Source organism: Kitasatospora sp. NPDC127067 (assembly GCF_042724755.1).
GTDB lineage: Bacteria > Actinomycetota > Actinomycetes > Streptomycetales > Streptomycetaceae > Kitasatospora > Kitasatospora lactacystinica.
In genome coordinates this window covers 1-23,629 of the sequence record NZ_JBHXEM010000089.1, presented here as the reverse complement: position 1 = coordinate 23,629, position 23,629 = coordinate 1, and the positions used below count along the sequence as shown (strand labels likewise).

Annotated in this window: 20 protein-coding genes and 1 riboswitch; of the genes, 11 read left to right on the top strand and 9 right to left on the bottom strand. The window is 75.0% G+C overall.

The window, feature by feature from the left end; genetic code table 11:
• Positions 1-106: 106 nt before the first annotated feature.
• The gene (locus ACFWJ4_RS28920; RefSeq protein WP_380548849.1) at positions 107-1,357 is read right to left on the bottom strand and encodes a PRC and DUF2382 domain-containing protein; all 1,251 of its coding nucleotides are present in this window, start codon (positions 1,355-1,357) and stop codon (positions 107-109) included.
• Positions 1,358-1,583: 226 nt separating this feature from the next.
• A riboswitch (glycine riboswitch) is annotated at positions 1,584-1,687 on the top strand.
• A gap of 237 nt (positions 1,688-1,924) precedes the next feature.
• On the opposite strand from ACFWJ4_RS28920, the gene gcvP reads away from it, so the two are divergent.
• Entirely contained in the window at positions 1,925-4,825 is a 2,901-nt protein-coding gene (gene gcvP, locus ACFWJ4_RS28915; protein ID WP_380352369.1) for an aminomethyl-transferring glycine dehydrogenase, read from the top strand.
• A 120-nt stretch (positions 4,826-4,945) separates the two neighbouring features.
• On the opposite strand, the gene ACFWJ4_RS28910 is transcribed toward gcvP, so the two are convergent.
• Both ACFWJ4_RS28910 and ACFWJ4_RS28905 read right to left on the bottom strand, forming a co-directional pair.
• Positions 4,946-5,137 (bottom strand): DUF5999 family protein, encoded by a 192-nt coding sequence (locus ACFWJ4_RS28910; protein ID WP_188300053.1) that lies wholly within the window; start codon positions 5,135-5,137, stop codon positions 4,946-4,948.
• 485 nt (positions 5,138-5,622) lie between these two features.
• Entirely contained in the window at positions 5,623-7,005 is a 1,383-nt protein-coding gene (locus ACFWJ4_RS28905; RefSeq protein WP_380548847.1) for a lytic transglycosylase domain-containing protein, read from the bottom strand.
• A gap of 574 nt (positions 7,006-7,579) precedes the next feature.
• On the opposite strand from ACFWJ4_RS28905, the gene ACFWJ4_RS28900 reads away from it, so the two are divergent.
• A complete protein-coding gene (locus ACFWJ4_RS28900) occupies positions 7,580-7,963 on the top strand; it encodes a hypothetical protein (protein WP_380548844.1) in 384 nt (127 codons plus the stop codon).
• Between the two features lie 16 nt (positions 7,964-7,979).
• Complete coding sequence (locus tag ACFWJ4_RS28895; RefSeq protein ID WP_380548841.1) at positions 7,980-8,288, top strand: hypothetical protein; 309 nt, start codon at positions 7,980-7,982, stop codon at positions 8,286-8,288.
• Between the two features lie 12 nt (positions 8,289-8,300).
• Here the strand turns inward: ACFWJ4_RS28895 and ACFWJ4_RS28890 are convergent, their stop codons facing one another.
• The 3 genes from ACFWJ4_RS28890 to ACFWJ4_RS28880 form a co-directional block, all read right to left on the bottom strand.
• Positions 8,301-9,890: an alpha/beta hydrolase gene (locus ACFWJ4_RS28890; protein ID WP_380548838.1), complete on the bottom strand. Its 1,590-nt coding sequence runs from the start codon at positions 9,888-9,890 to the stop codon at positions 8,301-8,303.
• Between the two features lie 110 nt (positions 9,891-10,000).
• The gene (locus tag ACFWJ4_RS28885; protein WP_380548835.1) at positions 10,001-10,642 is read right to left on the bottom strand and encodes an NAD(P)-dependent oxidoreductase; all 642 of its coding nucleotides are present in this window, start codon (positions 10,640-10,642) and stop codon (positions 10,001-10,003) included.
• A gap of 86 nt (positions 10,643-10,728) precedes the next feature.
• Complete coding sequence (locus ACFWJ4_RS28880; protein WP_380548833.1) at positions 10,729-11,652, bottom strand: EamA family transporter; 924 nt, start codon at positions 11,650-11,652, stop codon at positions 10,729-10,731.
• Positions 11,653-11,763: 111 nt separating this feature from the next.
• Here ACFWJ4_RS28880 and ACFWJ4_RS28875 point away from each other — a divergent pair, with 111 nt between their 5' ends.
• Positions 11,764-12,261, top strand: coding sequence for a MarR family winged helix-turn-helix transcriptional regulator (locus ACFWJ4_RS28875; RefSeq protein ID WP_380548830.1), 498 nt, complete (start codon positions 11,764-11,766; stop codon positions 12,259-12,261).
• A gap of 151 nt (positions 12,262-12,412) precedes the next feature.
• On the opposite strand, the gene ACFWJ4_RS28870 is transcribed toward ACFWJ4_RS28875, so the two are convergent.
• Positions 12,413-13,282 carry a methyltransferase domain-containing protein gene (locus ACFWJ4_RS28870; protein ID WP_380548828.1) on the bottom strand — a complete coding sequence of 290 codons (870 nt, stop codon included), beginning with the start codon at positions 13,280-13,282 and terminating at the stop codon, positions 12,413-12,415.
• 83 nt (positions 13,283-13,365) lie between these two features.
• On the opposite strand from ACFWJ4_RS28870, the gene ACFWJ4_RS28865 reads away from it, so the two are divergent.
• On the top strand, positions 13,366-14,862 hold the full coding sequence (locus ACFWJ4_RS28865; protein ID WP_380548825.1) for a PLP-dependent aminotransferase family protein: 1,497 nt from the start codon (positions 13,366-13,368) through the stop codon (positions 14,860-14,862).
• A gap of 115 nt (positions 14,863-14,977) precedes the next feature.
• Positions 14,978-16,162 carry a glycoside hydrolase family 3 N-terminal domain-containing protein gene (locus ACFWJ4_RS28860; protein WP_380548822.1) on the top strand — a complete coding sequence of 395 codons (1,185 nt, stop codon included), beginning with the start codon at positions 14,978-14,980 and terminating at the stop codon, positions 16,160-16,162.
• Between the two features lie 158 nt (positions 16,163-16,320).
• On the opposite strand, the gene ACFWJ4_RS28855 is transcribed toward ACFWJ4_RS28860, so the two are convergent.
• On the bottom strand, positions 16,321-17,049 hold the full coding sequence (locus ACFWJ4_RS28855) for a polysaccharide deacetylase family protein (protein WP_380548819.1): 729 nt from the start codon (positions 17,047-17,049) through the stop codon (positions 16,321-16,323).
• 221 nt (positions 17,050-17,270) lie between these two features.
• On the opposite strand from ACFWJ4_RS28855, the gene ACFWJ4_RS28850 reads away from it, so the two are divergent.
• From ACFWJ4_RS28850 to ACFWJ4_RS28840, 3 genes are all read left to right on the top strand, one after another.
• Positions 17,271-17,732, top strand: coding sequence for a hypothetical protein (locus ACFWJ4_RS28850; RefSeq protein ID WP_380548816.1), 462 nt, complete (start codon positions 17,271-17,273; stop codon positions 17,730-17,732).
• Positions 17,733-18,016: 284 nt separating this feature from the next.
• Positions 18,017-18,358 carry a metalloregulator ArsR/SmtB family transcription factor gene (locus ACFWJ4_RS28845; RefSeq protein WP_359902632.1) on the top strand — a complete coding sequence of 114 codons (342 nt, stop codon included), beginning with the start codon at positions 18,017-18,019 and terminating at the stop codon, positions 18,356-18,358.
• Positions 18,359-18,401: 43 nt separating this feature from the next.
• Positions 18,402-18,533: a DUF6126 family protein gene (locus ACFWJ4_RS28840; RefSeq protein WP_359902629.1), complete on the top strand. Its 132-nt coding sequence runs from the start codon at positions 18,402-18,404 to the stop codon at positions 18,531-18,533.
• 19 nt (positions 18,534-18,552) lie between these two features.
• Here ACFWJ4_RS28840 and ACFWJ4_RS28835 read toward each other — a convergent pair whose 3' ends face one another.
• Positions 18,553-21,111, bottom strand: a complete 2,559-nt coding sequence (locus ACFWJ4_RS28835) for a cytochrome P450 (protein WP_380548814.1) — start codon at positions 21,109-21,111, stop codon at positions 18,553-18,555.
• A 342-nt stretch (positions 21,112-21,453) separates the two neighbouring features.
• Between ACFWJ4_RS28835 and ACFWJ4_RS28830 the strand changes: the two genes are divergently transcribed.
• Both ACFWJ4_RS28830 and ACFWJ4_RS28825 read left to right on the top strand, forming a co-directional pair.
• A complete protein-coding gene (locus ACFWJ4_RS28830; protein WP_380548811.1) occupies positions 21,454-22,218 on the top strand; it encodes a sigma 54 modulation/S30EA ribosomal C-terminal domain-containing protein in 765 nt (254 codons plus the stop codon).
• A 52-nt stretch (positions 22,219-22,270) separates the two neighbouring features.
• On the top strand, positions 22,271-22,756 hold the full coding sequence (locus ACFWJ4_RS28825) for a hypothetical protein (protein ID WP_380548808.1): 486 nt from the start codon (positions 22,271-22,273) through the stop codon (positions 22,754-22,756).
• The last annotated feature ends 873 nt before the right edge of the window (positions 22,757-23,629 follow it).

The following is a 23,629-nucleotide window of genomic DNA, read 5'->3' as shown; positions in this document are numbered from 1 at the left end:
CTGTCCCACTCCACGCCGGGGGGGTCGCGCTAGCGGGGGGGGCGGCGGCCCCCGCCGGCCCCCTTGGGGTGGGGGGGGCCCTGGTCGCGGGGCGTTGCCCCCGCGGTCAGACGAGCGGCCGCAGGCCGGTCGGGCGGGGCGCCTCGTGGGCCATGTCACGGGCCACGTCGGGGGACGCGCTGGAGGGCGGGGCGGAGGAAGGGGCGGGGGTGGCCGAGGCGGTGGGCCGGGTGGCGGTGGCGTCGTGGACCTCGACGTTCTCGCGGCGGAGTTCCTCCCGGACCACCTCCTCGGTCGTGTACCGCTCGACGATCAGGCGGACCCGCTCGACGGGGGCGAGGTACTTGCGCACCACCGCGCGTTCCTCGCGGAGGGTCACCTCCTCGACGGCCTCGGAGATCTCCTTCTCGGTGAGCGTGGCGCGTTCGGCGTCGCCGATCGGCGTCCGCTCGACCCGGACGCGCTCGCGGACCACCGGGATGCGGCGCTCCACCTGTTCGGTCGTCACGTACTTGCGCAGCTTCGCGGTGCCGAGGGTGTGCCACTCGGTGGTGATCTCCAGCCGCTCCTCGCGGCAGGTGATCTCGACCGGGCTGCTGGGGGCGGACGAGGAGGCGTCGGCGCTCGTGGTGACGGTCGCGGCCGCGGTGGTGGTGGCCACCGGGGCGAGCGTGCGGACGGGCGTGGCGGCGGGCTGCGGCTTCGGCTCCACGACAGGGGCGGCGGAGGCGGTGGTGGCGGCGGGTGCGGCGAAGCCGGGCTCGGCCGGCGGGGAGGCGGTGGGGGGCGCGGGGGTGCTGAGGCTCCGCATCTCGGCCTCCGGGGCGGTCCTGGTGGTGTCGGCGGCAGCGGGGCCGGCGGCAGCGGGGGTCCTGGCCGGTGCGGACTCGGGCGACCGCTCGGACGACCGCTCGGGGGTGTGGAAGGTGAGCGACTTGGCCGGGGCCGCCGCGGTCGTCGTGGCGGCCGCCGCCGCCGTGGTGCCGAAGTCGAGGTCGGGCTGCCTGGGCCGGCTCCCGTTCTCGCCGTTCGGGCGGCTGTCCATCGGGGTGTCGAGCCCGTAGTAGCGGTAGAGCTGGAGCTCCTGGGCGGGGGACAGGTGCTGGCCGACGCCGAAGTCCGGCGACTCCTTCACCAGCGACTTGTCGTACGGCACCCGGAGCTCGTCGCCGGCGAACTCGCTCGTGGTCAGCGGGACGAAGGCGTCCCGGCCGAAGATGCCGGTCCGGACCGCGGCCCACTCGGGCCGGCCGGTGGCGTCGTCCAGGTAGACCTCGTCGACCGTGCCGATCTTGTCTCCGTTGCGGTCGACGGCTTTGTGGCCGATGAGGTCCCGGGGGTCGATGTCCGTCTGCACTTCTTTCCTCCCGCGCGCTGAACCTGCGGAACTCCCGCAGGAAGGCGGCCGGAGCACCCGATTCCGTCCGCCACTTCACACCAAAAGCCATGAATCGGACGAGCGCGACCCCGGGTGCGCCGTACGGGGTTGGCACTGGACCGTCCGGGGGACGCGCGTAGACCTCCAGTGACCAGACACACCCGTGATCGGGGGGCCTCCCGCTGGTACCCTGGGCGGCGACCGCAGAGCCCGCTCGGGAGAGTCTCCGATCACGAAAACCGCTGGTCGGAGCGCCGAAGGAGCAACTCCTCCCCGGAATCTCTCAGGCATCCGTACCGTGTGGGGTAGGTCACTCTGGAAAGCAGGGCAGGAGCGTCGGCACGGAAGCCGGCGATCACCACCCTCACCGACGGTGCAAGCCGGCGGAGCGCCCACAGCGCTCCGTGCGGGTGAAGCTCTCAGGTCCCGATGACAGAGGGGGAGGCCTGTCGGGTCCGCGCGCCCAGGCTCGTCCGCTGCCCGCAGCGGTGGAGCCGGCCGGCGTGCGTACCCCCGCCGGTCCGTGACCAGGAGGCCTCGACCACCATGAACGCCCAGCCGAACGCGGGACGCCCCACCGGCGCCTCGACCCTCACCGAGCTTGAGCTGGCCAGCCCCTTCGAGAACCGCCACATCGGCCCCGACGCCGCCGCGCAGGAGAAGATGCTGGCGTCCGTCGGCTACGGCTCGCTGGACGAGCTCGCCGGGACCGCGGTGCCCGAGGCGATCCGCTCCATCACCGCCCTGGACCTGCCCGCGGGCCGGTCCGAGGCCCAGGTCCTCGCCGAACTGCGCGAGCTGGCCGGCCGCAACCAGGTGCTCCAGCCGATGATCGGCCTGGGCTACTACGGCACCTTCACCCCGCCGGTGATCCTGCGCAACGTCATGGAGAACCCGGCCTGGTACACCGCCTACACCCCGTACCAGCCGGAGATCTCGCAGGGGCGCCTGGAGGCGCTGCTGAACTTCCAGACCCTGGTCTCCGACCTGACCGGCCTGCCGACCTCCGGCTCCTCCCTGCTGGACGAGGGCACCGCGGCCGCCGAGGCGATGGCGCTGGCCCGCCGCGTCACCAAGGTCAAGGGCGGCGTCTTCCTGGTCGACGCCGAGACCCTGCCGCAGACCGTCGCGGTGATCAACACCCGCGCCGTGCCGACCGGCGTCGAGGTCGTCGTCGCCGACCTGTCCGAGGGCATCCCGGCCGAGATCGCCGAGCGCGGCGTCTTCGGCGTGCTGCTCCAGTACCCGGGTGCCACCGGCGTGGTCCGCGACCTCACCCCGGTGATCGAGCAGGCGCACGGCCTGGGCGCGATCGTCGCCGTCGCCGCCGACCTGCTCGCGCTGACCCTGCTCAAGTCCCCGGGCTCGCTGGGCGCCGACATCGCCTGCGGCACCTCGCAGCGCTTCGGCGTGCCGATGGGCTTCGGCGGCCCGCACGCCGGTTACCTGTCGGTGCGCGCCGAGTACGCCCGCTCGCTGCCCGGCCGCCTGGTCGGCGTCTCCGTCGACGTCGACGGCAACCGCGCCTACCGCCTGGCGCTGCAGACCCGCGAGCAGCACATCCGCCGCGAGAAGGCCACCAGCAACATCTGCACCGCCCAGGTGCTGCTCGCCGTGATGGCCTCGATGTACGCCGTCTACCACGGCCCGGACGGCCTGGCCGACATCGCCCGCCGCACCCACCGCTACGCCGCCGCGCTCGCCGAGGGCCTGCGGGCCGGCGGCGTCGAGCTGCTGCACGGCGAGTTCTTCGACACCGTCACCGCCGTCGTCCCGGGCCGCGCCGCCGAGATCGCCGCCGCCGCCCGCGCCAACGGCATCAACCTGTTCCAGGACGGCGCGGACCGGATCTCCGTCTCCACCGACGAGACCACCACCCGCGAGCACCTGGCCGGCGTCTGGGCCGCGTTCGGCGTCGAGCCGGTCGAGGTCCCCGAGACCGCCGACGCGCTGCCCGCCGCGCTGCTGCGCGAGGACGAGTACCTGACCCACCCGGTCTTCCACAGCCACCGCTCGGAGACCGCCATGCTGCGCTACCTGCGCCGCCTGTCGGACCGGGACTACGCGCTGGACCGCGGCATGATCCCGCTGGGCTCCTGCACCATGAAGCTCAACGCGACCACCGAGATGGAGGCGGTGACCTGGCCGGAGTTCGGCCAGCTGCACCCCTTCGCGCCGATCGACCAGGCCCAGGGCTACCTCACCCTGATCCGCCAGCTGGAGCAGCAGCTGGTCGAGGTGACCGGCTACGACGCCGTCTCGATCCAGCCGAACGCCGGCTCGCAGGGCGAGCTGGCCGGCCTGCTGGCCGTCCGCGCCTACCACCACGCCAACGGTGACACCCAGCGCGACGTCTGCCTGATCCCGTCCTCCGCGCACGGCACCAACGCGGCCTCCGCCGTGATGGCCGGCATGCGGGTGGTCGTGGTGAAGACCCTGGTCGACGGCGACGTGGACGTCGAGGACCTGAAGGCCAAGATCGAGCAGCACCGCGACAACCTGTCGGTGCTGATGGTCACCTACCCGTCCACCCACGGCGTGTACGAGACCCAGATCACCGACATCTGCGCCCTGGTGCACGAGGCCGGCGGCCAGGTGTACGTGGACGGCGCCAACCTGAACGCCCTGGTCGGCCTCGCCAAGCCGGGCAAGTTCGGCGCGGACGTCTCCCACCTGAACCTGCACAAGACCTTCTGCATCCCGCACGGCGGCGGCGGCCCGGGCGTCGGCCCGGTCGCGGTGCGCGCCCACCTGGCGCCGTACCTGCCGAACCACCCGCTGCAGGCGGAGGCCGGCCCGGCCACCGGCGTGGGCCCGATCTCGGCCGCGCCGTGGGGCTCGGCGGCCATCCTGCCGATCTCCTGGGCGTACGTCCGGCTGATGGGCGGCGAGGGCCTCAAGCGCGCGACCCAGGTCGCGGTGCTGAACGCCAACTACATCGCCAAGCGCCTGGCGCCGCACTTCCCGGTGCTCTACACCGGCCCGGGCGGGCTGGTCGCCCACGAGTGCATCATCGACCTGCGCCCGCTGACCAAGGAGACGGGCGTGACGGTGGACGACATCGCCAAGCGTCTGATCGACTACGGCTTCCACGCGCCGACGATGTCCTTCCCGGTGGCCGGCACGCTGATGATCGAGCCGACCGAGTCCGAGGACCTGTACGAGATCGACCGGTTCTGCGACGCGATGATCACCATTCGGGCCGAGATCGACAAGGTCGGCTCGGGCGAGTGGGCGGCCGACGACAACCCGCTGCGCAACGCCCCGCACACCGCCGCCACGCTGGCCGGCGACTGGGCGCACGGCTACTCGCGGCAGGAGGCGGTCTTCCCGGCCGGCGTGAACCCGGCGGACAAGTACTGGCCGCCGGTGAGCCGGATCGACGGCGCGTACGGCGACCGCAACCTGGTCTGCTCCTGCCCGCCGCTGGACGAGTACGGCGTCTGACCGGACCGGGCCCTCGGAGGTCCGACCCGCACGACAGGGCCCCGGCGGAGTTTCCGCCGGGGCCCTGCCCGTGGTGCTGTCGAGTCGGCGGCTGCCCCCGCCGTACGGCCGGACGGGTGGTCAGGCCGCGTGGGCGACGGGGCGGCGCGGGGCGATCACCCGGCCGTCGGGCAGCAGCTCTCCGGTGTCCTCGAACAGGACGACGCCGTTGCAGAGCAGGCTCCAGCCCTGCTCCGGATGGCGGGCCACCGACGCGGCCGCCTCGCGGTCCTCGGACTCGGCCGATGGGCACTCAGGACGGTGCTGGCACATACGCGTACCCTCGCTTCGCTCTGCGATCCTCCCCGTGGTGCGGTCGCCGGAGGCCGTGCCGTCCGGAACCGCCGCGGTGGTCGGATCCTGTCCGCACGCCGGCCAAGTGTGGACCGGCGTTCAAGTGGGTAGGACAGGGGGTCCTTCCACGCTGGTTCCCAGTGTCGGCATCCCGGGACCCGCGCGCAGGGATTTCGTGACATGCGCCACAACTCCCGGGTAGAGATCACCCGTTCAGGTGGGACCGACGGGAAAAGGCGCACCAGTGGGTCAGTCGGGGCATGGCCCGATGAGGCCATGCCGGATGGCCCGGACGGGTGGTCGCCGTTCGGGTGAGGAGCCGCGGGGGCGGGTGTGCCGGCAGGGCCGGGGACCGCGGGGCGCCGTGCGGGCGCGCGGGTACGGCCTCGGGCCCCCCGCGGGGGGGGGGCCCCCGGCCCCGCGGGGGGGGGCCGGGTCCCGGCCAAGACCCCCCGCCCCTCGGGTCACTTCGTCGGGGCCGCCGACGGCGAGAACGCGGAGCCGGGGGTGGTGCCGGCGGCCGCCCCCGGGGTCTGGGTCGCGGTCGGGCCGGGGGTGGGGCAGCCCGGGAGGGGCGTTGCCGTCGGGGTGGCGGTGGGCGTGGCGGTCGGCGACGGGGAGCCCGTCGGGGTGGGCGTGCCGGTGGGCGTGGCCGACGGGTCCGGGCAGGTGGTGGGCGTACCGGTGGGGGTGCCCGTGGGCGTGCCGGTCGGGGTCGCCGTCGGGGAGGTGCCGCCGCTCGGGGTGGTCGTCGGCGTCGCGGAGGGCGAGGCCGAACCGCCGGGCGTGGGCGTGGCGGTGGCGCTCGGGGTCGTCGTCGGCCGGGCGCTCGGCGACTGCTCCGGGGCGGGCGTGACCGGTACGGTCGGCTGCGGGTCCGTACTGGGCGCGGTCGTGGTCGGGCCACCGCCCCCGGGGAGGCTCGGGAGCCCCGGCGGGTTCGGCGTGGGCAGCGAGGTGGGCGGGACCGGGGACCCGGGGCGGTTCGGGACGGTGGTCACCGTGCCGCTGCCGTAGTGCGCCATCCAGTTGCGCACCGTCCGCAGGTACTCGCCCGAGTTGTTGTAGCTGAGCACCGCCCGGTCGAGCTGCGCCGGGTCGGCGAGGTCGCGGCCGCCCGCGCACAGGTAGCGGCCGGCCGTCTCGGCGGCGTCGAAGACGTTGTTCGGGTCGGCCTTGCCGTCGCCGTTGGCGTCCACGCCCCAGGAGGCCCAGGTGGACGGGATGAACTGCATCGGCCCGACGGCGCGGTCCCAGCGGGAGTCGCCGTCGTAGCGGCCGCCGTCGGTGTCGGATATCGCGGCGAAGCCGTTGCCGTCCAGCGCCGGGCCGAGGATCGGCGTCAGGGTCGTGCCGGCGGCGTCCACCCGGCCGCCGTTGGCCTGGCCGGACTCGACCTGGCCGATCGCGGCGAGCAGTTGCCAGGGCAGGTGGCAGCCCGGCGAACGCTGCGCCAGCGAGGCCTCGGCCTGGCGGTAGGCGGCGAGGACGGTGGCGGGCAGTGCGGGGCCGGTGGCCGCGAACGGGCCGGCCGAGGTCGTGCCGGGCAGCGTGCCGGGCGGCTGCGGGAGCTGGACGGTGCCGCCGCCGTCGGCCGGGACGCCGGTGCCGAAGGTGCCGGGGACGTCCGTCGAGGGGCTTCCGTCGGGCAGGGAACGGCCGACGCCCTGGACGTCGGCACCGTTCGCCGGACCGGCGTCGGCGACCGCGACCGGGGCGAGCCCGATGCCCGTCACCTGAGAACCGGTCAGCGCGGCCAGCGCGACGAAGGCCGCCGCCGTGCCCGTGAGCCGCTTGCCGATCCGGAGCTTCCGTCCGCCCTCGGCCTTGCCGATCCGCACCGTCATCCGCTACCCCTCCCCGTCGCCGCCCGGACCATCCCGGAACGGTTGAGCTGTCGTCATCGTGCCCGTCCGGCCGAGGGCCGGGCCCGCCGCCGGGACGATTAGTATCACGACGATCTGACAGGGACAGGGTGACCGGGAGACGGACCGGGGCCCTCCGAGGGGTTAACTCGGCACTTCAGCGGGGGTGCGGCCGGGTGCCGCGCCGTTCCTGGGCCCCGTCGCCGGTCGCCCCCCTTCCGCCGCCCAGTGCCAACTCACCTTTCGGTGCGGAAAGTTGACCGAGGGGCCAACGGCGGTGGGGCGGGCGCTCCCGGGCGCCGGAACGGCGGTTCGGAGCACAGGGGTGGTGCGTGCCCGGTGTTTCGGGCTCCCCGGCGCCGCCCACCGTCCACCCTCCTGACCTGGCGGAACGTCGGGCGCCGGGCCCGGCGCCCTCTACCAGGGCGGGCGCCGGGGCGCCAGGGCGCGGCCCCGACTCGGCCCTGGACGGGTGACGTTCTGGTGAAAGTGGGCATGCCAGGAATCACCGCCCGGCATGCTGTGCCGCGTGATGATGCGGATGGAGGTCCAGACCGTGAGCGCGAACCTGCCGGAGACCCTCGCCGAGGGAGCGGTCGTCCTGCCGGCGCCCCCTCGGGTGGTGGACGACCTGGCCCGTGACCTGACCCAGGCCGCCGCGGCCGTCCGGGCGGTGTCACGCGCCCGTCGCACCGGTGGGGACGTCGCGGTCGCCGCGTACACCGCCGTGGTGTGCACCGGGCGGTCGGCCGCCACCGCCCTGGAGGAGGCCGCCGCCTGGTGCCGGCAGGCCCCCGAGGCCGAGGTGCACTCGCTGGCCTGGGCGCGGGTGCCGGGCCACCGGGAGGACGTCCACGAGTACCGCGTCACCCTGGCCGTCAGCTTCCCCGACGGCGAGACCGGCGAGCACCTCGGCGACACCCACCACGCCTGCCGCTGACGCGTATGATCGCCCCATGACTGTGGGGGACACGAACGAGATGGTGAAGAGCCCGACCGGCGAGGCGGACGACGCGACCGCGGGGGAGCGCGCCGACGGCCCGCGGGAGCTCTCGCGGCCGGCGGCCGTCGCGGTCACCGTGCTCGCGGCGGTGTGCGGTGCGGCGGTGCTGCTGGCCGTGTTCCACTGGCTGGGCTGGTCCGTGCCGTGGATCGGCTGGATCGTCGCCAAGGCCGGGATCAAGCTCGCCGTCGGGGGCTTCGCCGGGTTGGCGGTCGGGCTCTCCTGGCTCCGGGCCAGGCTGCGGTCCCGACCCGGGAGTTGAGCACCCGGTCGGTCAACCGGCCGGCGGCGAGGGGCAGGTGAGGTCACGAGCGGGCGCCTCGCCGTCCAGCAGGTACCGCTCGACCACCCCGCTGACGCAGGTGTTGGACGTGGGGTACTGGCCGTGGTCGCCGCTCCCGGTGACGGTGACCAGCCTGGAACCGCGCAGCGCGCGATGGGCGCCGAGCGCCGCCTCGTAGTACGTCGCCGGATCGTGCACCGAGTTGAGCATCAGCGTGGTCGGCAGACGGGCGCCCGTCACCTTGACCTCCGGCGCCGGGGCGACCGGCCACGCGGCGCAGACCGCGCTGAAGGCCAGCGTCCGGGCGCCGGCCAGCGGCCAGCGGGCGGTGTTCTCGGCGCCGCGCTCGATCCAGGTGTCCAGGTCCCTGGTCCACGGGGTGTCGTTGCAGGTCATGGCGAAGTACTCGGCGAGGAACTCCGGGGAGAGGTAGCTGCCGAAGATCTTCGCGGCCGCCGCCCTGGTCGCCGGGTCGAGGCCCTGCCAGTTGTCGACGGCGGCCAGGATCCGGGCCAGCTCCGGGAAGTCGGACGCCCGGTAGATCGCCGACATGGCGAGGCTGTCCAGCTGGTTCGGGCCGATCGTCACCGAGCCCTCGACGATGGGGGAATCGTGCAGCGCGGCGCGCCGCTGCTCCCAGTGCGCCCGCACCTGCTCCGGCGTCGAGCCCCAGTGGTAGGTGGTGTCCCGCGCCGCGAGCCAGGGCACGAAGTCCTCGTCGAAGCGGCGCTGGAAGCTCATCGGCTGACCCAGTTCGTACTTCTCCCAGGTGCCGTCGAAGCCGATGTTGCTGTCCAGCACCATCCGTTCGACCCGGTGCGGGAAGAGCGTCGCGTAGTAGGCGCCGATCATCGAGGCGTAGGAAGGACCGTAGTATCCGATCTTGCGCTCGCCGAGCAGGCCGCGGAAGAGGTCGATGTCGCGGGCGGTCTGCTCGGTGGTCAGGTAGGGGATCAGGTCGCCGCTGCGCTCCTGGCAACTGTCGGCCAGTTTCCTGGAGTTGGCGATGACACGGTCGATCGCTGCGGGGGACTGGTCGCGGTAGTCGCCGGCCAGGAACTCCTGCATCTCCGCCTCGGTCTGGCAGACCGCCTTGGTGCTCTCGCCGACCCCGCGCTGGTCGAAGCCGACGATGTCGTACGCGGCGGCGACCGCCGGGGCGCCCGCGGCCAGATTGGCCGGGCGCAGCAGGCCGGTGCCGCCGGGGCCGCCGGCCGCCATCAGCAGGGTGCCCTTGCGCTCGGCCGGGCCGGTGGCGCGGTGCCGGGAGACGGCGATGGTCAGATCGGCGCCGACACCGGGGTGGTGCCAGTCGCGCGGGGCGGTCATGGTGGCGCAGTCCAGGGCGGGCTGCCGGGCGCAGGGCTGCCAGTTCAGCGTCTGGTGGGTGTAGCGGGCGGGCGCCGGAGCGGCGTCGCCCGGGTCGCGGCCGGTGGCGGCGCCCGCGGTGGTGGGCACGGCCAGGCCGGCCAGGACGGCGGCCGCCACGGCCAGGGCGGCGCGACGGGCGTGCCGGACGCGGGTCGGGGCGGCTTCGGTGCGCTGGGCTGCGCTCTTGCTCTTGGTCTCAGGCTCGGTCACGGGAACGATCCTGTCCGGCCCCGGCCTGATGATCGATCATCCCCACTACCGTCTTCGGGGTGGTGCTGGGTGCACCCCCGCCGTGGCGGGGGCTCCAGGCGGTCGAGGGCTCAGTAGGCGGCGGTGAACCGGGCCCGGCGGTGGACGGGCTGTTCGGCCTCGTCGAGGAGTGCGACGGCGAGGTCCTCCATGGAGATCGCCGAGTCGCCCTCGGCGTCGACCAGCAGGTCGTCGTGGCCGGTCCGGAACCGGCCGGTGCGCACGCCGGGTTCCAGGAGCGCGGCCGGGCTCAGGTAGGTCCAGTCGACGTCCGGGCCGGCGGCACGGTAGAGGCCGAGCTGCTCGTCGCAGGCCAGGGCGATCGGCCGGATCTCGTCGGGGAAACCGGGGCTGTCGACCAGGGTGGTCCCGCCGCCGCCCGGGACGAGCAGGCTGCCCGCGCCGCCGACGGCCAGCAGCCGTACGCCGGTGCCGGCGATCCCGGCCAGCAGGCCCTTGGTGGCGACGGCCAGTTCGTGCTCGCTGCCGGGCAGCGGACGGGTGGCGGTGATCACCACGTCCTGTCCGGCCGCGATCCGGGCGACGTCCTCGGGGTCGCGGGCGTCGCCGACGGCCAGGGCGGCGGCGGACGGCAGGCCGTGCGGCTTCGCCGGGTCCCGTACGACGGCGGTGACCTGGTGGCCGCGGGCCAGGGCCTCGGCCACGACCCGGCTGCCGACGTTGCCGGTGGCGCCGAACACGGTGATGCGCATGGGGTACTCCCTGTAGGTGGTGGGGATCGGTGGTGGTGGGGAACGGTGGGATCGGTGGCTGCGGGAACGGTGTCGCTGGGACGGGGTCAGGCGTTCTCGCGGACGGGCCGCGGGGTGTCCGCCGGCCCGGTTCCGGGTGCCGGCTCGGGCGCGGTGCGGGTCCGTCGGGTCTGGGCGGCGATCAGTGAGCCGAGCACGACCAGCGCGCCGAACGCCTGGAGCGGGCTGAGGTCCTGGCCGAGCGCCAGCCAGCCGAGCAGGGTTGCGACCACCGGGCTGAGCAGCGAGAGGAAGGAGACCGAGGTCGGCGGCAGCGCGCGCAGCCCCCGGAACCAGAGCGCATAGGTGACGGCCGCGCCGATCAGGCACAGGTAGGTGTAGCCGAGCACGTTGGCGAGGGTGTAGTGGGACGGCGGCGCGCCCTCGGAGAGCAGCGTGACCGGCACCAGCAGCAGTCCGCCGGCCGTGAGCTGCCAGCCGGTGGTGGCGAGCATCGGCGCGGGGGAGACCCAACGCTTGGAGAGGACGATTCCGGCGGCCATCACCACGGCGCCGCCGAGCGCGGCGAGCACCCCGATCGCGTCCAGCTGGGCGTTGGCCCGCAGCACCAGCAGGCTGACGCCTGCGACGCCCGCGATGCCGGACAGCACGGTGCGCAGGGTGAGCCGGTCGCCGAGGACCAGGGCCGAGAGCCCGGCGGTGACCAGCGGCTGGACGGCGCCGACGGTGGCCGCGATGCCGCCGGGCAGACGGTAGGCGGCGATGAAGAGCAGGGCCTGGAACACCCCGATGTTGAGGGCGCCGAGGACCAGTGAACGCCACCACCAACTGCCCTGCGGCAGGCGGCGGGTGAGGGCGACGAGGAGCAGCCCTGCGGGCAGGCAGCGGATGACGGCGGCGAGCAGCGGGCGGCCGGGCGGCAGGAGTTCGGTGGTGACCAGATAGGTCGTGCCCCAGACCGCCGGGGCGAGGGCCGTCAGCAGGACGAGGGCGAGGCGATTTCTTAGCACTAAGGCAATGTATCTCAGCGCTAAGGCAGTCTTCATCGCATCGGGTGAGTGATGTGGCTCACAGTTACCTCACCACTAAGGAATCCAGTGGGGATCGCCTACCCTGAACCCGTGGCAGATCATGTGGACCGCGTCGTCGCGCAATGGGGTGCCGAGCGCCCCGACCTGGACGTCTCCCCGATGGAGGTGTTCGGCCGGCTCAAACGCCTCTACCGGCTGGTGGACGCGGCACTCAACCGCACCTTCGCCGAGCACGGACTGGACGCCGCCTCCTTCGACGTGCTCGCCACCCTCAAGCGCAGCGGCCCGCCCTACCACCTCACCCCCTCCGGACTGATGCAGTCCGCGATGGTCACCTCCGGTGCCATCACCCAGCGGCTGGACCGGCTGGAGGCCCGCGGCCTGGTCACCCGCACCCGCAGCGACCAGGACGGCCGCAGTCGCGAGGTCGCCCTCACCCCCGAGGGGCACGCCCTGATCGACCGCGCGCTGCCCGACCACCTCGCCACCGAGCACCGGATGCTGGCGGGACTCGACGAGGCGCAGCGGACGGCGTTCGTCGAAGTGATGCGCACCCTGCTGGCGGACTTCGGGGACAGCCCGGAGTAGCCCCGTCCGACCCGCGTCCGTACCCGGTGGGGCGGTGGCTCCCGCGGGTGCGGTCGAGACCCCCGTCCACGACCCCGTCCACGACCCCGCCCGCGGGCTCCGCTCCGCTCCGGCCCGAGCCCGTCCCGGCCCGACCCGTCCTGCATGGCGACTACGGGTTGACCGCCACCGCCTTGAAGAAGGCGTAGTGGAACGTCCCGCCCGGCCCGGCCGCACGGCGCAGCTCCGCGATGCCCCGGTCGAAGTCCTCCGGGGTGGTCAGCCCGGCGGCCACCGCGTCCGCGCGGACGGACTCGACCATCGCGACGAAGGTCCGCCGGGTGAACCCCTCCACCAGAGCCGGGTCGGCCTCGTCGGCGTAGACCGTGCGCGGGCGGACCGACACCCGGGTGAAGCCGGCCGCGGTCAGCAGCGGGTGGAGGCGGCGGCCGAGCAGGCCGTCGCCGCCCGCCCGGGCCTGCAGCCGGACCAGGTGGTCGACGGTGCGCCGGGCCGCCGGGCTCTCCGGGTGGAAGAAGGCCGAGCCGTGGTCCCCCTCGATCACCGTGATCGTCCCGCCCGGCCGCAGCACCCGGCGCAGCGCCGCCAGCCCGGCCGTCGGGTCGGGCAGGTGCTCCAGCACGAAGCACAGGAAGACGTGGTCGAACGAGGCGTCCGGGAACGGCAGTCGGTGCAGGTCGCCGTGGTGCCAGGTGACGTCCGCGGCGGGTGCCTGCTCGGCGACCCGGGCGCGGGCCCGGGCCAGCGACTCCGCCGAGAGGTCTGCCGCCGTCAGCCGGATCCCCGGGTTGGCGGCCAGCAGGTGCACGGTCTGCGCCCCCACCCCGCAGCCCGCCTCCAGCACCCGGCTGCCGGCCGGGTACGCGGTGCCCGCGTGCAGCAGGTCGGCGAGGGTGTCGGCCTGGTCGCCGAGGCGCCGCGCCTCGGTCCGCGAGTAGCCGTGGACGTAGTCGGGGTGGTCGTCGGAGTGGTCGTCAGGGCGGTCGTCAGGGCGCTCCGATGCCGCTGTCCCCGGGGTCATGGGCGATTCCGTGGTCGCGGGCGTTTCCGTGAGCAAGGGTGTTTCCGTGGTCATGGCCCCACCCTCGCCGCCACTATGGTCCGGTGAACAGGTCCAAAGCCGAGGCATCCGACCGGTCCAAAGAGGCCGGCGCCGACTTCCTGCAGCTCGACACGGCCGATGCCCCGCCCGGCGGGCTCACCGACTGGCTGACCCGCCGGCTGCGCGAGGCCGTCGCCGACGGGCGGCTCCCGGTCGGCAGCAGGCTGCCCGCCGGCCGGGTGCTGGCGGCCGAACTCGGCGTCTCCCGCGGTGTGGTGACCGACGCCTACCAGCGCCTCGCCGAGGAGGGGCAGGTCGTCGGCCGCGGGCGGGGCGGCACGGTCGTGGTCGCGGCCCCCGCGGCGCCGCACCGGGCTCCGCCCGCGGCGGAGCCACCCCGCCCGGCGCCCGCGCTGTTCCGGGCCGATCCCGACCCCGAGGTCTTCGACCTGCTGCGCGGCACCCCCGCCCGGATCGACCTCACCCCGGGCGTGCCCGACCTCGCGGCCTTCCCCCGCGCCGCCTGGCTGCGCGCCGAACGCGCCGTCCTCGACGACCTCGCCGCCTCCGACCTCGGCTACGGCGACCTGCGCGGCACCCCGGCCCTGCGCCGGGCCGTCGCCCACTGGCTGGCCCGCAACCGGGGCATCCGCGCCGACCCGGACGAGGTGCTGATCGTCGCCGGCACGGCCCAGGCGCTCGCGCTGCTCGGCCGAGCCCTGGGCCGGGCCGGCATCGGCGAGGTCGCGGTCGAGGACCCGGGCTCCCTCGGCGCCCGGCAGCACCTCGCCCACTGGCTCGCCGCCACCCCGCCGGTCCCGGTCGACGCCGAGGGCATCCGGGTCGACGCGCTGCGCGCCACCGGCGCCCCGGCCGTCCTGCTCACCCCCGCCCACCAGTACCCGACCGGCGTCGTGCTGGGCGGTGACCGGCGGCGCGAACTGCTGCGCTGGGCGGGGGAGGGCGGCCTGGTCATCGAGGACGACTACGACGCCGAGCACCGCTACGACCGGCCGCCCGTCCCGGCCCTGCGCGCCGCCCTGCCGGACCGGGTCTGTTACGCGGGCAGCATCTCCAAGCTGCTCGCCCCGGCGCTGCGTACCGGTTGGCTGCTGGTCCCGGACCGGCTGCGGGACGCCGTCCTGGACGCCAAGCGCTTCGCCGACCTCGGCAACCCGGTGCTGCCCCAGCTGGTGCTCGCCCGGCTGATGGAGTCCGGCGACCTCGACCGCCACCTGCGGCTGCTGCGCCGCCGCCACCGCCGTCGCCGGGACGCGATGATCGCCGCCATCCGCACCCACCTGCCGGGAGCCACCGTGCACGGCGCGGCGGCGGGCCTCCACCTGATGCTGACGCTTCCGGAGGCACCCGGCCGCACCGACACCGAGCTGGCCGCCGCCGCCCTGGCCGAGGGGGTCAAGGTGCAGCCGCTGTCCTGGCACGCCCGGCTTCCGTACCCGCCGGGCCTGGTGCTCGGGTACGCGGCGGGTTCGACGGCGGAGATCGCCGAGGGGCTCGCCGTCCTGGGGCGGCTGGTCCGGCGTTCGTCGTCGGTGTGAGGACGATGAGGATATTAAGGCGGATTATCGGATGAATCTGGTGCAGGGGGGAGTGCCCCGCCGTACCCCTGGGTACGTTGACATGCCGAAGTCAAATGTCGGCCCGGGAGGCGTGATGGCCCTGTTCCGAAGTGTCGCCCAGTTCGGGGTGGTGCTGGCCGTGATGGGGATCGCGCTCGGCCCGGTGCCGCTCGGCGCGCCCGCCCGGCCGCACGGTGCCCCGGGCACTCCGGGCGTCGCGGGCGCTCCGGGTGCTCCGAACGAGAGGGGTGCGGCGATGGCCGGCCAGGAGCAGGAGGACGCGCGGGCGCTCGCCGGGCGGCGGATCGTACTGTCGTACCCCGGTCCGACGCCGCCGGCCGGGGTGCTCCAGGCGATCCGGGAGGGCCGGGCCGCCGGGGTGATCCTGTTCGGCGAGAACGTCACGAGTCCGGAGCAGCTCGCGGAGTCGGTCGCGGCACTGAAACAGGCCGCGGCCGAGGCGCCGCACCCGCGCACCCTGCTGCTGATGACCGACCAGGAGGGCGGCAAGGTCCGCCGGCTGCCCGGTGCGCCCGAACTCTCCGCCCGCCGCGTCGGGTTGTCGCCGGACCCGCTCGCCGCGGCCGCGGAGTCCGGGGCCGGCGCCGCCCGGACCCTCGCCGACGCCGGGCTGAACCTCAACCTCGCCCCGGTGCTCGACGTCTACGACAAGCCGGACAACTTCATCGACCACCCCGAGCGCTCCTACGGCCAGGACCCGGCCAAGGTGGCGGAGTTGGGCAGCGCCTTCCTCACCGCCCAGCAGGGCCTCGGCGTGGCAGCGACCGCCAAGCACTTCCCCGGCCTCGGCGCCGCACCCCGGGGGGAGAACACCGACGAGCGCCCGGTCACCCTGAACGTCCCGCTGTCGCAGCTCCGCTCCCGGGGCGAGGCCCCGTACCGGGCGGCGGTCGCGGCGGGCGTGCGGCTGGTGATGGCCTCGTGGGCGGTCTACCCGGCGCTGGACCCGGACCACCCGGCAGGGTTCTCGTCCACGATCATCCAGGGCGAGCTGCGCGGCCGGCTCGGCTTCGACGGCGTGACCGTCACCGACGCCATGGAGGCGGAGGCGCTCGCCCCGTTCGGCGGCACCGGTGACCGGGCGCTGGCCGCCGCCGAGGCAGGGATGGACCTGCTGCTCTGCTCCGCCCGGGACCCCCGGCAGGGCGAGGAGGCCACCGAGGCGCTGGCCGCCGCGCTGGACGACGGCCGCCTGGACCGGCACGCCTTCGCCGAGGCCGTGGCCCGGGTCGACGCCCTGCGCGGCTCGCTGGGGTGAGCCGACGGGGCCGGTCGGTGCCGTCCGGCACGGCGCCGCGAGGTGGGGCGGGGCCGGCCGCGGGGCGCGGTGGCGTCGGCGGGCAAGGGTCGGCGGTGGTCCGCGCCCCGGGCTCCCGTCCGGGCGGGTGACGCCGGGGCGCGGAAGGCCCCGGCCGGTCACCGGTCGAGCAGGGTGCGCAGGTCGATGACGCGGTAGCCGCGGGCGCGGGCGCCGTCGAGGATGCGGGGCAGCGCCTCGGCGTCGAGGCAGGTGTCGGGTCCGTCCTCCTCCGAGGCGCCGACGTGCAGTTGGAGGACGGCGCCCGGGGTGAGCGCGGCGAGGGCGCGCTCGACCGCGCGGTCCGCCGTCATGCCGTGGGCGGGGCCCAGGTAGCCGTTGGTGTCGGCGGTGAATTCGAGGTCGGCGTAGCCGAGTCGGTTGACGGTGGCGATGCCCTCCGGCGTGGTCGCGCTGTACGGGAAGCGGAAGAACGGCAGCGGTTCGGTCCCGGCGGCGCGGCGGATCGCGGTGTCGGCGCGGCGCACCTCGGCGCGAGCCCGGTCGGCGTCGAGGGTGGAGAAGTCGGGGTGGCTGTAGGAGTGGTTGCCGAGGCCGTGCCCGGCGGCGGCGATCGCGCGGACGGCGCGGGGATGGCGGTCGGCGAAGTCGCCGGTCGGGAAGAAGGTGGCGGGGGCGTCGCGGTCGCGCAGGACGGTGAGGACGGTGTCCAGCCCGGTCTCGTTCCAGGCGGCGTTGAAGGTGAGGGCGAGGACGCGTTCCGCGGTGGGCAGGCGGCGGATCTCGGCGCCCATGAGCGTGGCCGGCGGCGAGGCGGCGGCCAGCAGTGCGAGGAGGACGAGGACGGCTGCGGCGGCGGTCCCGGTGGCGGTTCGGATGCGGTTCATCCGAGCTCAACGTGGGCGTTGCCTGGGAGGGTGCGGAAGTTCGGCCGTTCGAGGGTGATTGCGCCATCGAAGGTCTGCTTTCGGACGAGGCCTCGTATCCAAGGGTAAATCGGCGTCACCGCATAGGAATCGCATGGCAAAGTTCCTGTCGTGGGCCTATGAAATGTCATATGTGCCACGCCACCTGTCCCAGTCCGTCCGTCCCCTCCAAGGAGGAACCCATGAACCGGATCGCCCGGATCGCCGCCGGCGCCGTCGGTGCCGCCGCCCTGCTCTCGGCCCCCGTTCCCGCGTTCGCCGCGGCCCCGGCCGTCGCCACCACCACCGTCACCACCTGCGGCTCCTACAGCCTCCAGGCGGGCCTGGCCACGTACGCCTGCGCCGACGTGACCGGTGACGGCGTCGCGATCTACGGGAAGATCGGCCTGGCCGGTCCGCCGTCCCCGGGCACCCCGTGGCCGCCGGCGCCGAAGGAGCTGGTGACCCACCTGTCGGCCAATGTGGCCGGTGGCGCCTCGCTCGGCACGGTGAACGGCCGCACGGTGTTCCAGGTGTCCACGGTGCGGGTCGACGGCATCTCGACCACCGTGCCGTGCGGGTCCACCGTGCACGTGTCCTTTGACGTCGAGGGGTTCTGGAGCGGCCAGGTGCCGGCCACGGTGGATGTGCCTGTAGTCTGCTGACGGCGCGTCACCGTGACTGCCGAGCCCGGGAGTTGGCAGCATCCCGGGCTCGGCTTCTGCATGTCGCGGTGCGGTCGGCGGGCGGCCGGGGGGAGCGCCGGGCGACGGCCCGCCGAGGGTGGACCGGGGGTCTGTCGAGGGCCCGCCGGGGGTCTTGCCGGCGCTCGACGAGCTGTGACGACTTGAAGAAATCTTCATCTGTCGCGATGATGCCTACCGGCCGCGGCATCGATCCCCGCCCGGCCGGACGACCACCGAGCCGGAACCGAGGGAGAGCGCGGACGATGCCGGTGCCGCTGTACCAGGCCAAGGCGGAGTTCTTCCGCACCCTCGGCCACCCCGTGCGGATCCGGGTCCTGGAGCTGCTCCAGGACGGCCCCCGGCCGGTGCGCGAGCTGCTGGCGGAGATCGAGGTCGAGCCGTCCAACCTCTCCCAGCAGCTCGCGGTGCTGCGCCGCACCCAGCTGGTCACGGCGACCCGTGAGGGCAACACCGTGGTGTACGCGCTCAGCACCCCGGACGTCGCCGAGCTGTTGCGCGCGGCCCGCCGGATCCTGACCGAGCTGATCACCGACCAGGGCGCGCTGCTCACCGAGCTGCGCGCCTCCGGTGGCCGGCTCCGCTGAGCCGCGCCCGGCCCGTCCGCCCGATCCGAGGAGAAGCACCACCATGAGCGACAGCACGAGCGACGAGAAGAGGCGCCGCAAGGCGATGCTGATCCGCGCGGGCATCTACATCTTCGCCACGCACCTGTTCGCCGGTTTCGTGCTGCTGCTGTTCGCGCTCGGCGGCCGGAAGTAGCGCACCGGGAACCGGTGGCTCACCGGCGCCGCCCGTGGTCCGGCACCAGGTACCGGTCGCTGGTGCTGGTCCAGGTCAGAACGCCGGCGACCAGCTCGCGGGTGCCGTCCAGGTACCAGCGCCCGGCCGGGTGGCGGCGCAGCAGGTCGCGGCGCAGCTCCTCGCTCTCCTGCTGCAGCCGGGCCACCCGGGTGCGCACCGCGTGCACCGCCCGGCCGCGGGTCCAGCCGTGGGCCCGCTGGAGGGTGAGCACCGTGTTGAACGCGGGCCCGGCCTGCCGCTCCTCGCGCCGCAGTGAGTAGAGGTCGTTGATCAGTGTGGCGGCGTCGGCGGTGTTGGCGCGCAGCCGGTGCAGCGCGGGCTCCGCGTGCAGTGCGGCCGGGGCGTCGGCGCCGTGGACCCGTTCCAGTATGTTCATGAACGGGTAGAGGCAACTGCCGTGCCGGCGCAGCTTCATGGTGTCGGTGAGGTCGAGGCCGAGGGTGGGCACGGTGCCGCGGGCGCGGTGGTCGGCCTCGGCGGGGAAGGTGGCCAGGCAGGCCCGCCACTCCCGGGCCGCCCGGGCCCGCCACTCGGGGGACGTCGAAGCGGTCTGCCGCTTCCACAACTCCCGCCAGGAGACCAGCATGTGGCTCTCGGACGGGCTCCCGCCGCGGGTTCCGCCGAGGACCGCGATCAGCGGGTCGACCACGGCGTGGGCCGCGGCGGGGTGGCGGCCGGGCGGGCCGTCGAAACGGTCGTCCAGGATGGTGAACCAGCCCAGCATGTCCACCAGGAGGTCGAGTTCGGCGCCCCGGACGCGGGGGAAGGCGTGGCCGATCAGCTTCTGCAGCCCGTAGGCCCGGTAGCGGGGCAGCTCCGCCGGGGTGAGCAGGCCGCGGCGGACCACCCAGTCGGCGTGCCGGTCGGCGGCGAGGCGCAGCTCGTCGGACGGCCGGGGGCCCGCCGCAGCGGCCGGACCCGTGGGGGAGGCCGGACCGGCCGGGGTGGCCGGACCCGAAGGGGAGGCCGTGGGAGCGGTCGTGGGGCCGGTCGTGGAGGCGGTGCCGGTGAAGGGACACCGGACCGGCGGCGGCTCACCGTGCGAGGAGGGCACTGCGGCCCCCGGTGAGGACGCGGCATCGCCCTCTCGGGAGGCCGCCGCGGTGCGCCCGCGTGGGGAGCGCGCGCCGCGCGGTGCGAGCCGCACCCGAAGGCCGTGCGCCTGGACCGTCGTCCACACCACCTCGCGGGCCCGCGCGCCCGGCACCGCCGTCGGCCGCCAGCGGCGCAGGATCGTCGCGGCCGCGACGGTCAGTTCCGCCCAGGCGAAGGCCTCGCCGATGCACTTGTGCTTGCCCGCCCCGAACGGCAGGAACGACGGCCGCCCGGAGCCGCCGCCGTCCTGCCAGCGCTCGGGCCGGAAGCTCATCGGCTCCGGGTAGCGCACCGGGTCGCGGTGCAGCGCGGTGAGGCTGTACAGCAGCTCGGTGCCGGCCGGGACGCGGTACGGGCCGAGCTCGACCGGCACCCGGGCGGTGCGCATCAGGAAGGCGTTCGGCGCGTGCAGCCGCACCACCTCCTGGGTGACGCTGCGGGTGTAGGTGAGCCGGGCCAGTGCCTCCGGGGTGGGGGCGGTGCCCGCGGGCAGGTGCTCGTCGAGCTCGGCGAGGATCCGGGCCTCCACCTCGGGGTGGCGCAGCAGCTCGTCCAGCAGCCAGGTGAGCGTGGTGGAGACCGTCTCGGTGCCCGCGCCGAACATGGTGATCGCCTCGGACCGCACGTCGGCCTCGGTGAGCGGGCGCCCGGTGGCCGGGTCGGTCGCGGCGCGCAGCAGGGCGGGCAGGGTGCGCCGGCCGGCTCCGGGGCCGGTGGTCGCGGCGCGGCGGTTGACGGCCTGGTCGACCACCCGGTTGAGCACCCGCACGGCGTCGTCGAAGCGCCGGTTGACGGGCAGCGGCAGCCGGGCGAGCGCCGGGTTCGGGTAGAGGGACTGGACGATCTGGCCCTTCACCAGGTCCGGCAGCGCCCGGTGGAACGCGACGGTGGCGTCCTCGCTGAGCCGGGCGTCGAACAGCGTGCGGGTGACGATCTCCAGCGCCAGGTGGTTCATCTCCTTGGCCACGTCGAGGACCTGCCCGGGGCGCCAGCGTCCGGCCCGCTCCTCGGTGACCTGCTGCATCACGGCCAGGTACTCGCCCATCCGGTCCGGACCGAAGGCCGGCTGGATGATCCGGCGGCGGTCGCGGTGGGCCTGGCCCTCGGACATCAGCAGGCCGTCGCCGAAGGCCGTCCTGAGGGTGTCCTGGACGGCCCCGCGCGGGCAGTCGTGGGCCAGTGCCACGAGCAGGGTGTGGACCAGCCGGGCGTCGGTGACCACGCAGACGGTGCGTGGTCCGAGCCGGATGCGGACCACTCCGCCCTGGCGGGCGAGCGAACCGAGGAAGCCGAGCGGGTCGCGCAGCAGGGCGCCGGCGTGCCCGAGGCCGGGCAGGGCACCGGGGGCCAGCGGCGGGACGGCGGCGCGGGCCAGCGGGGACGGGCCGGGAACGGTTCTCGGGGGGACGATCAGCTTCCGCGTTTCGGTCAGCAGGGACATGACACTACCTCTCAACCAGAGTGGCCGGTGCGGGCGATGCCGGGCGGCAACGGCGGGCCGGCCGGGAGCCGGGGGACCGCCCAGCGCGGGCCCCGCGCGCGCCCCCGGCGGGAGGGCGCACGTTGAGCAAACGCGCCGGTTTCCCGAGCGTTGCGCCGAATGTGCGGGGATCACTCCAACGGCCGAGTGGATCGACCCTTTCGTGCGTGCTCGAAACTCCGTGTTGACCTGCGCGGATGCGTCCGTCCGGGTGGTCCGCGGCTTGCCTGCGGGGCAGGGTCTTTGGACCCTCGCCGCACGGGCGTGCGAGGGACAGCATGGATGCGGAGAAGGAGGAACCTGATGACCCGTCTGCGCCACCGGCCGGCCCTCGACGTCCGGGTGGAGATCCGCGGCGAGCTGCCCCGCGAGGACGCCGAGTACGCCCGGGCCCGGGCGCTGGCCACCGCCACGGCGCTCGGCCCCGACACCCGCGCGCTGCGACTGCGGCTGACCCGCTCGCGCAACCGGTCGGTGACCCGGCCCGCGCTGGCCCAGGCGGACGTCGAACTGGCGGGCGTCGGACCGGTCCGGGTGCAGCTGGCCACCGGCACCGCACGGGAGTCCGTCGACCTGGTGCTCGGCACGCTGGCCGGCCGGGCCGTCCGACTGCGCGAGCAGGGCGACATCGGCTTCGCCGCCGCGTACGAGAGCGCCTACCGTCCGCAGTTCGCCGACCGCCCGCTCGCCCAGCGGCGGATCGCCCGGCACAAGGCGGTCGTGCCCGCCCGCCGCAGCCCCGAGCAGGCCGTGCTCGAACTGCTCGCCCTCGACCGGCGGTTCCACCTTTTCGCGGACGCCGCCACCGGCCGGGACGGCCTGGTCCACCGCTGCTCGCCGGGCGGCACGCTGGAGTTGTGCGCCGCGGGCACCAGTGCGATGCCCCCGCTCGACCTCGCCGAGGCGGCCCGCCGGCTCTGGCTCACCGGTCGCCCGTTCGTCGGCTGGACCGACCCCGGCGACCACCGGGCGCGGGTGCTCTACCGCCGCTTCGACGGCCACTACGGCCTGATAGCGCCGGTATCGGACGGCCGGATCGGGGCAGGAACCCTGTTGGCACAGGACTGACACCACGACGCAACGACCACACCACGAACTCTCCACGACAGGGGCCGGGACCATGGACTGCGACGAGGTCATGCTGACCGTCCGGATCACCGCCGCCGAGCGGGCACTGCTGCGCGACCTCGCACGCGGGCACGGCGGCGACGTCTCCGAGGTGGCGGTGGACGGGCTGCTGGAGGTCATCCCCGCACTGCACGACGACGCCTGCGGCCTGCCGCTGCTGCGCGTTCTGGCCAGGCCGGCACCCTTCGCGCTCACCCTGTGGCTGCCCGCGCCGGTCGCGGACCTGCTGCCGCTGCTCGGCGAGCGGCTCGTACGGACCGGTGGTCCCGCGGCCGGGCCGGCCAGCGCCGCGCTCTCCGCGGCCCTGCGGCTCTGGCTCGCCGGGGACCGGGTCGTCCTGGCGGCCGGGCTGGCCCGGTTGCACGGGGGCTGCGGCGCCGGCGCGGTGGAGGCGGTGCGACCCGGAGCGGGTGCGGCGGTGCGCTCCGGGGTGGGCGGGGAGGCCTTCGGGGTGGAGCCGGTGAAGGCCGCGGCCTGACCCTCCAACCCGCCTGACGATCCGTCATATTCGGCTCGGTGGAGGCAAGTCCGGGTACCTGCGCCGCACCCCGGCCGCCGTCCGGGGCGGGTCCGGTGTGCCCGACCGCGGTCCGTCCGAACCGGGCGATCGAACCTGGCCGTCGAACCGTCCGGGGAATTCTGCAAGAGGTTTCTGTTATTCCCGGTCGCCCCTCCCGCTCTCCGGAGTGTCGGAAGACCCGGGCCCCCTCCACTGCGGGGACGCGCGGGTCGTCGTCGCACGAGGAGGGAACGCGATGGGGTACCCGGGCGGCGGGCTCCGCCGGCGCAGGAGCGCAGGCTCACCCCATGAGGTGTCCATCAGCCAGATCGCGCCGAATTCCGCCGACCTGATTCGACGGGCCGCGCCCGCCCGGCACTCCCGGTCCGGCGCCCAGGCCGGCAGCCACGCGCCGACGCGGCCGCCCGGACGCGACCACCCGCCGAAGCCGGCCGCCGGTCCGCCCTCACCGCGGACGGCGGCGCGCCGCTGCCCGGGCCCGGAGCGCGCCGGTACCGCGGCGGCCGGCCGCCGGAGCCGCGACAGTCGAAGCGGCAGCCCTTACCAGAACTGGTCGCTGTCGAAGACCTCGTGAGCCGTTCGGGGTAAGGCTGTTCCTGTGAGCCCGTAAAACCGGTCGGCCCGTACGCCGGCCGACCCTTCGACCCGAGCCGCCGACGCCCGCGCGCCGCGAGGCCCGCAGGCCGGCAGGTCCGTCGCGCCGGGAACGGCCGCCGCCCACCCAGCGGCAGCCGTCCCCGGCGCCGGCCGTTCCCAGCGTGCCCGGCCCCCCACCACCCCCCCCCGGGCCCCCCCGATGAGGCACCCCCCCCCCCCACCCCCCCCCCCCCC

Coding starts and splice junctions, on each gene's coding strand:
- gcvP (WP_380352369.1), top strand. CDS start 1,925: ATGAACGCCCAGCCGAACGCGGGACGCCCCACCGGCGCCTCGACCCTC.
- ACFWJ4_RS28910 (WP_188300053.1), bottom strand. CDS start 5,137: ATGTGCCAGCACCGTCCTGAGTGCCCATCGGCCGAGTCCGAGGACCGC.
- ACFWJ4_RS28905 (WP_380548847.1), bottom strand. CDS start 7,005: ATGACGGTGCGGATCGGCAAGGCCGAGGGCGGACGGAAGCTCCGGATC.
- ACFWJ4_RS28895 (WP_380548841.1), top strand. CDS start 7,980: ATGACTGTGGGGGACACGAACGAGATGGTGAAGAGCCCGACCGGCGAG.
- ACFWJ4_RS28885 (WP_380548835.1), bottom strand. CDS start 10,642: ATGCGCATCACCGTGTTCGGCGCCACCGGCAACGTCGGCAGCCGGGTC.
- ACFWJ4_RS28870 (WP_380548828.1), bottom strand. CDS start 13,282: ATGACCCCGGGGACAGCGGCATCGGAGCGCCCTGACGACCGCCCTGAC.
- ACFWJ4_RS28860 (WP_380548822.1), top strand. CDS start 14,978: ATGGCCCTGTTCCGAAGTGTCGCCCAGTTCGGGGTGGTGCTGGCCGTG.
- ACFWJ4_RS28855 (WP_380548819.1), bottom strand. CDS start 17,049: ATGAACCGCATCCGAACCGCCACCGGGACCGCCGCCGCAGCCGTCCTC.
- ACFWJ4_RS28850 (WP_380548816.1), top strand. CDS start 17,271: ATGAACCGGATCGCCCGGATCGCCGCCGGCGCCGTCGGTGCCGCCGCC.
- ACFWJ4_RS28845 (WP_359902632.1), top strand. CDS start 18,017: ATGCCGGTGCCGCTGTACCAGGCCAAGGCGGAGTTCTTCCGCACCCTC.
- ACFWJ4_RS28840 (WP_359902629.1), top strand. CDS start 18,402: ATGAGCGACAGCACGAGCGACGAGAAGAGGCGCCGCAAGGCGATGCTG.
- ACFWJ4_RS28835 (WP_380548814.1), bottom strand. CDS start 21,111: ATGTCCCTGCTGACCGAAACGCGGAAGCTGATCGTCCCCCCGAGAACC.
- ACFWJ4_RS28830 (WP_380548811.1), top strand. CDS start 21,454: ATGACCCGTCTGCGCCACCGGCCGGCCCTCGACGTCCGGGTGGAGATC.
- ACFWJ4_RS28825 (WP_380548808.1), top strand. CDS start 22,271: ATGGACTGCGACGAGGTCATGCTGACCGTCCGGATCACCGCCGCCGAG.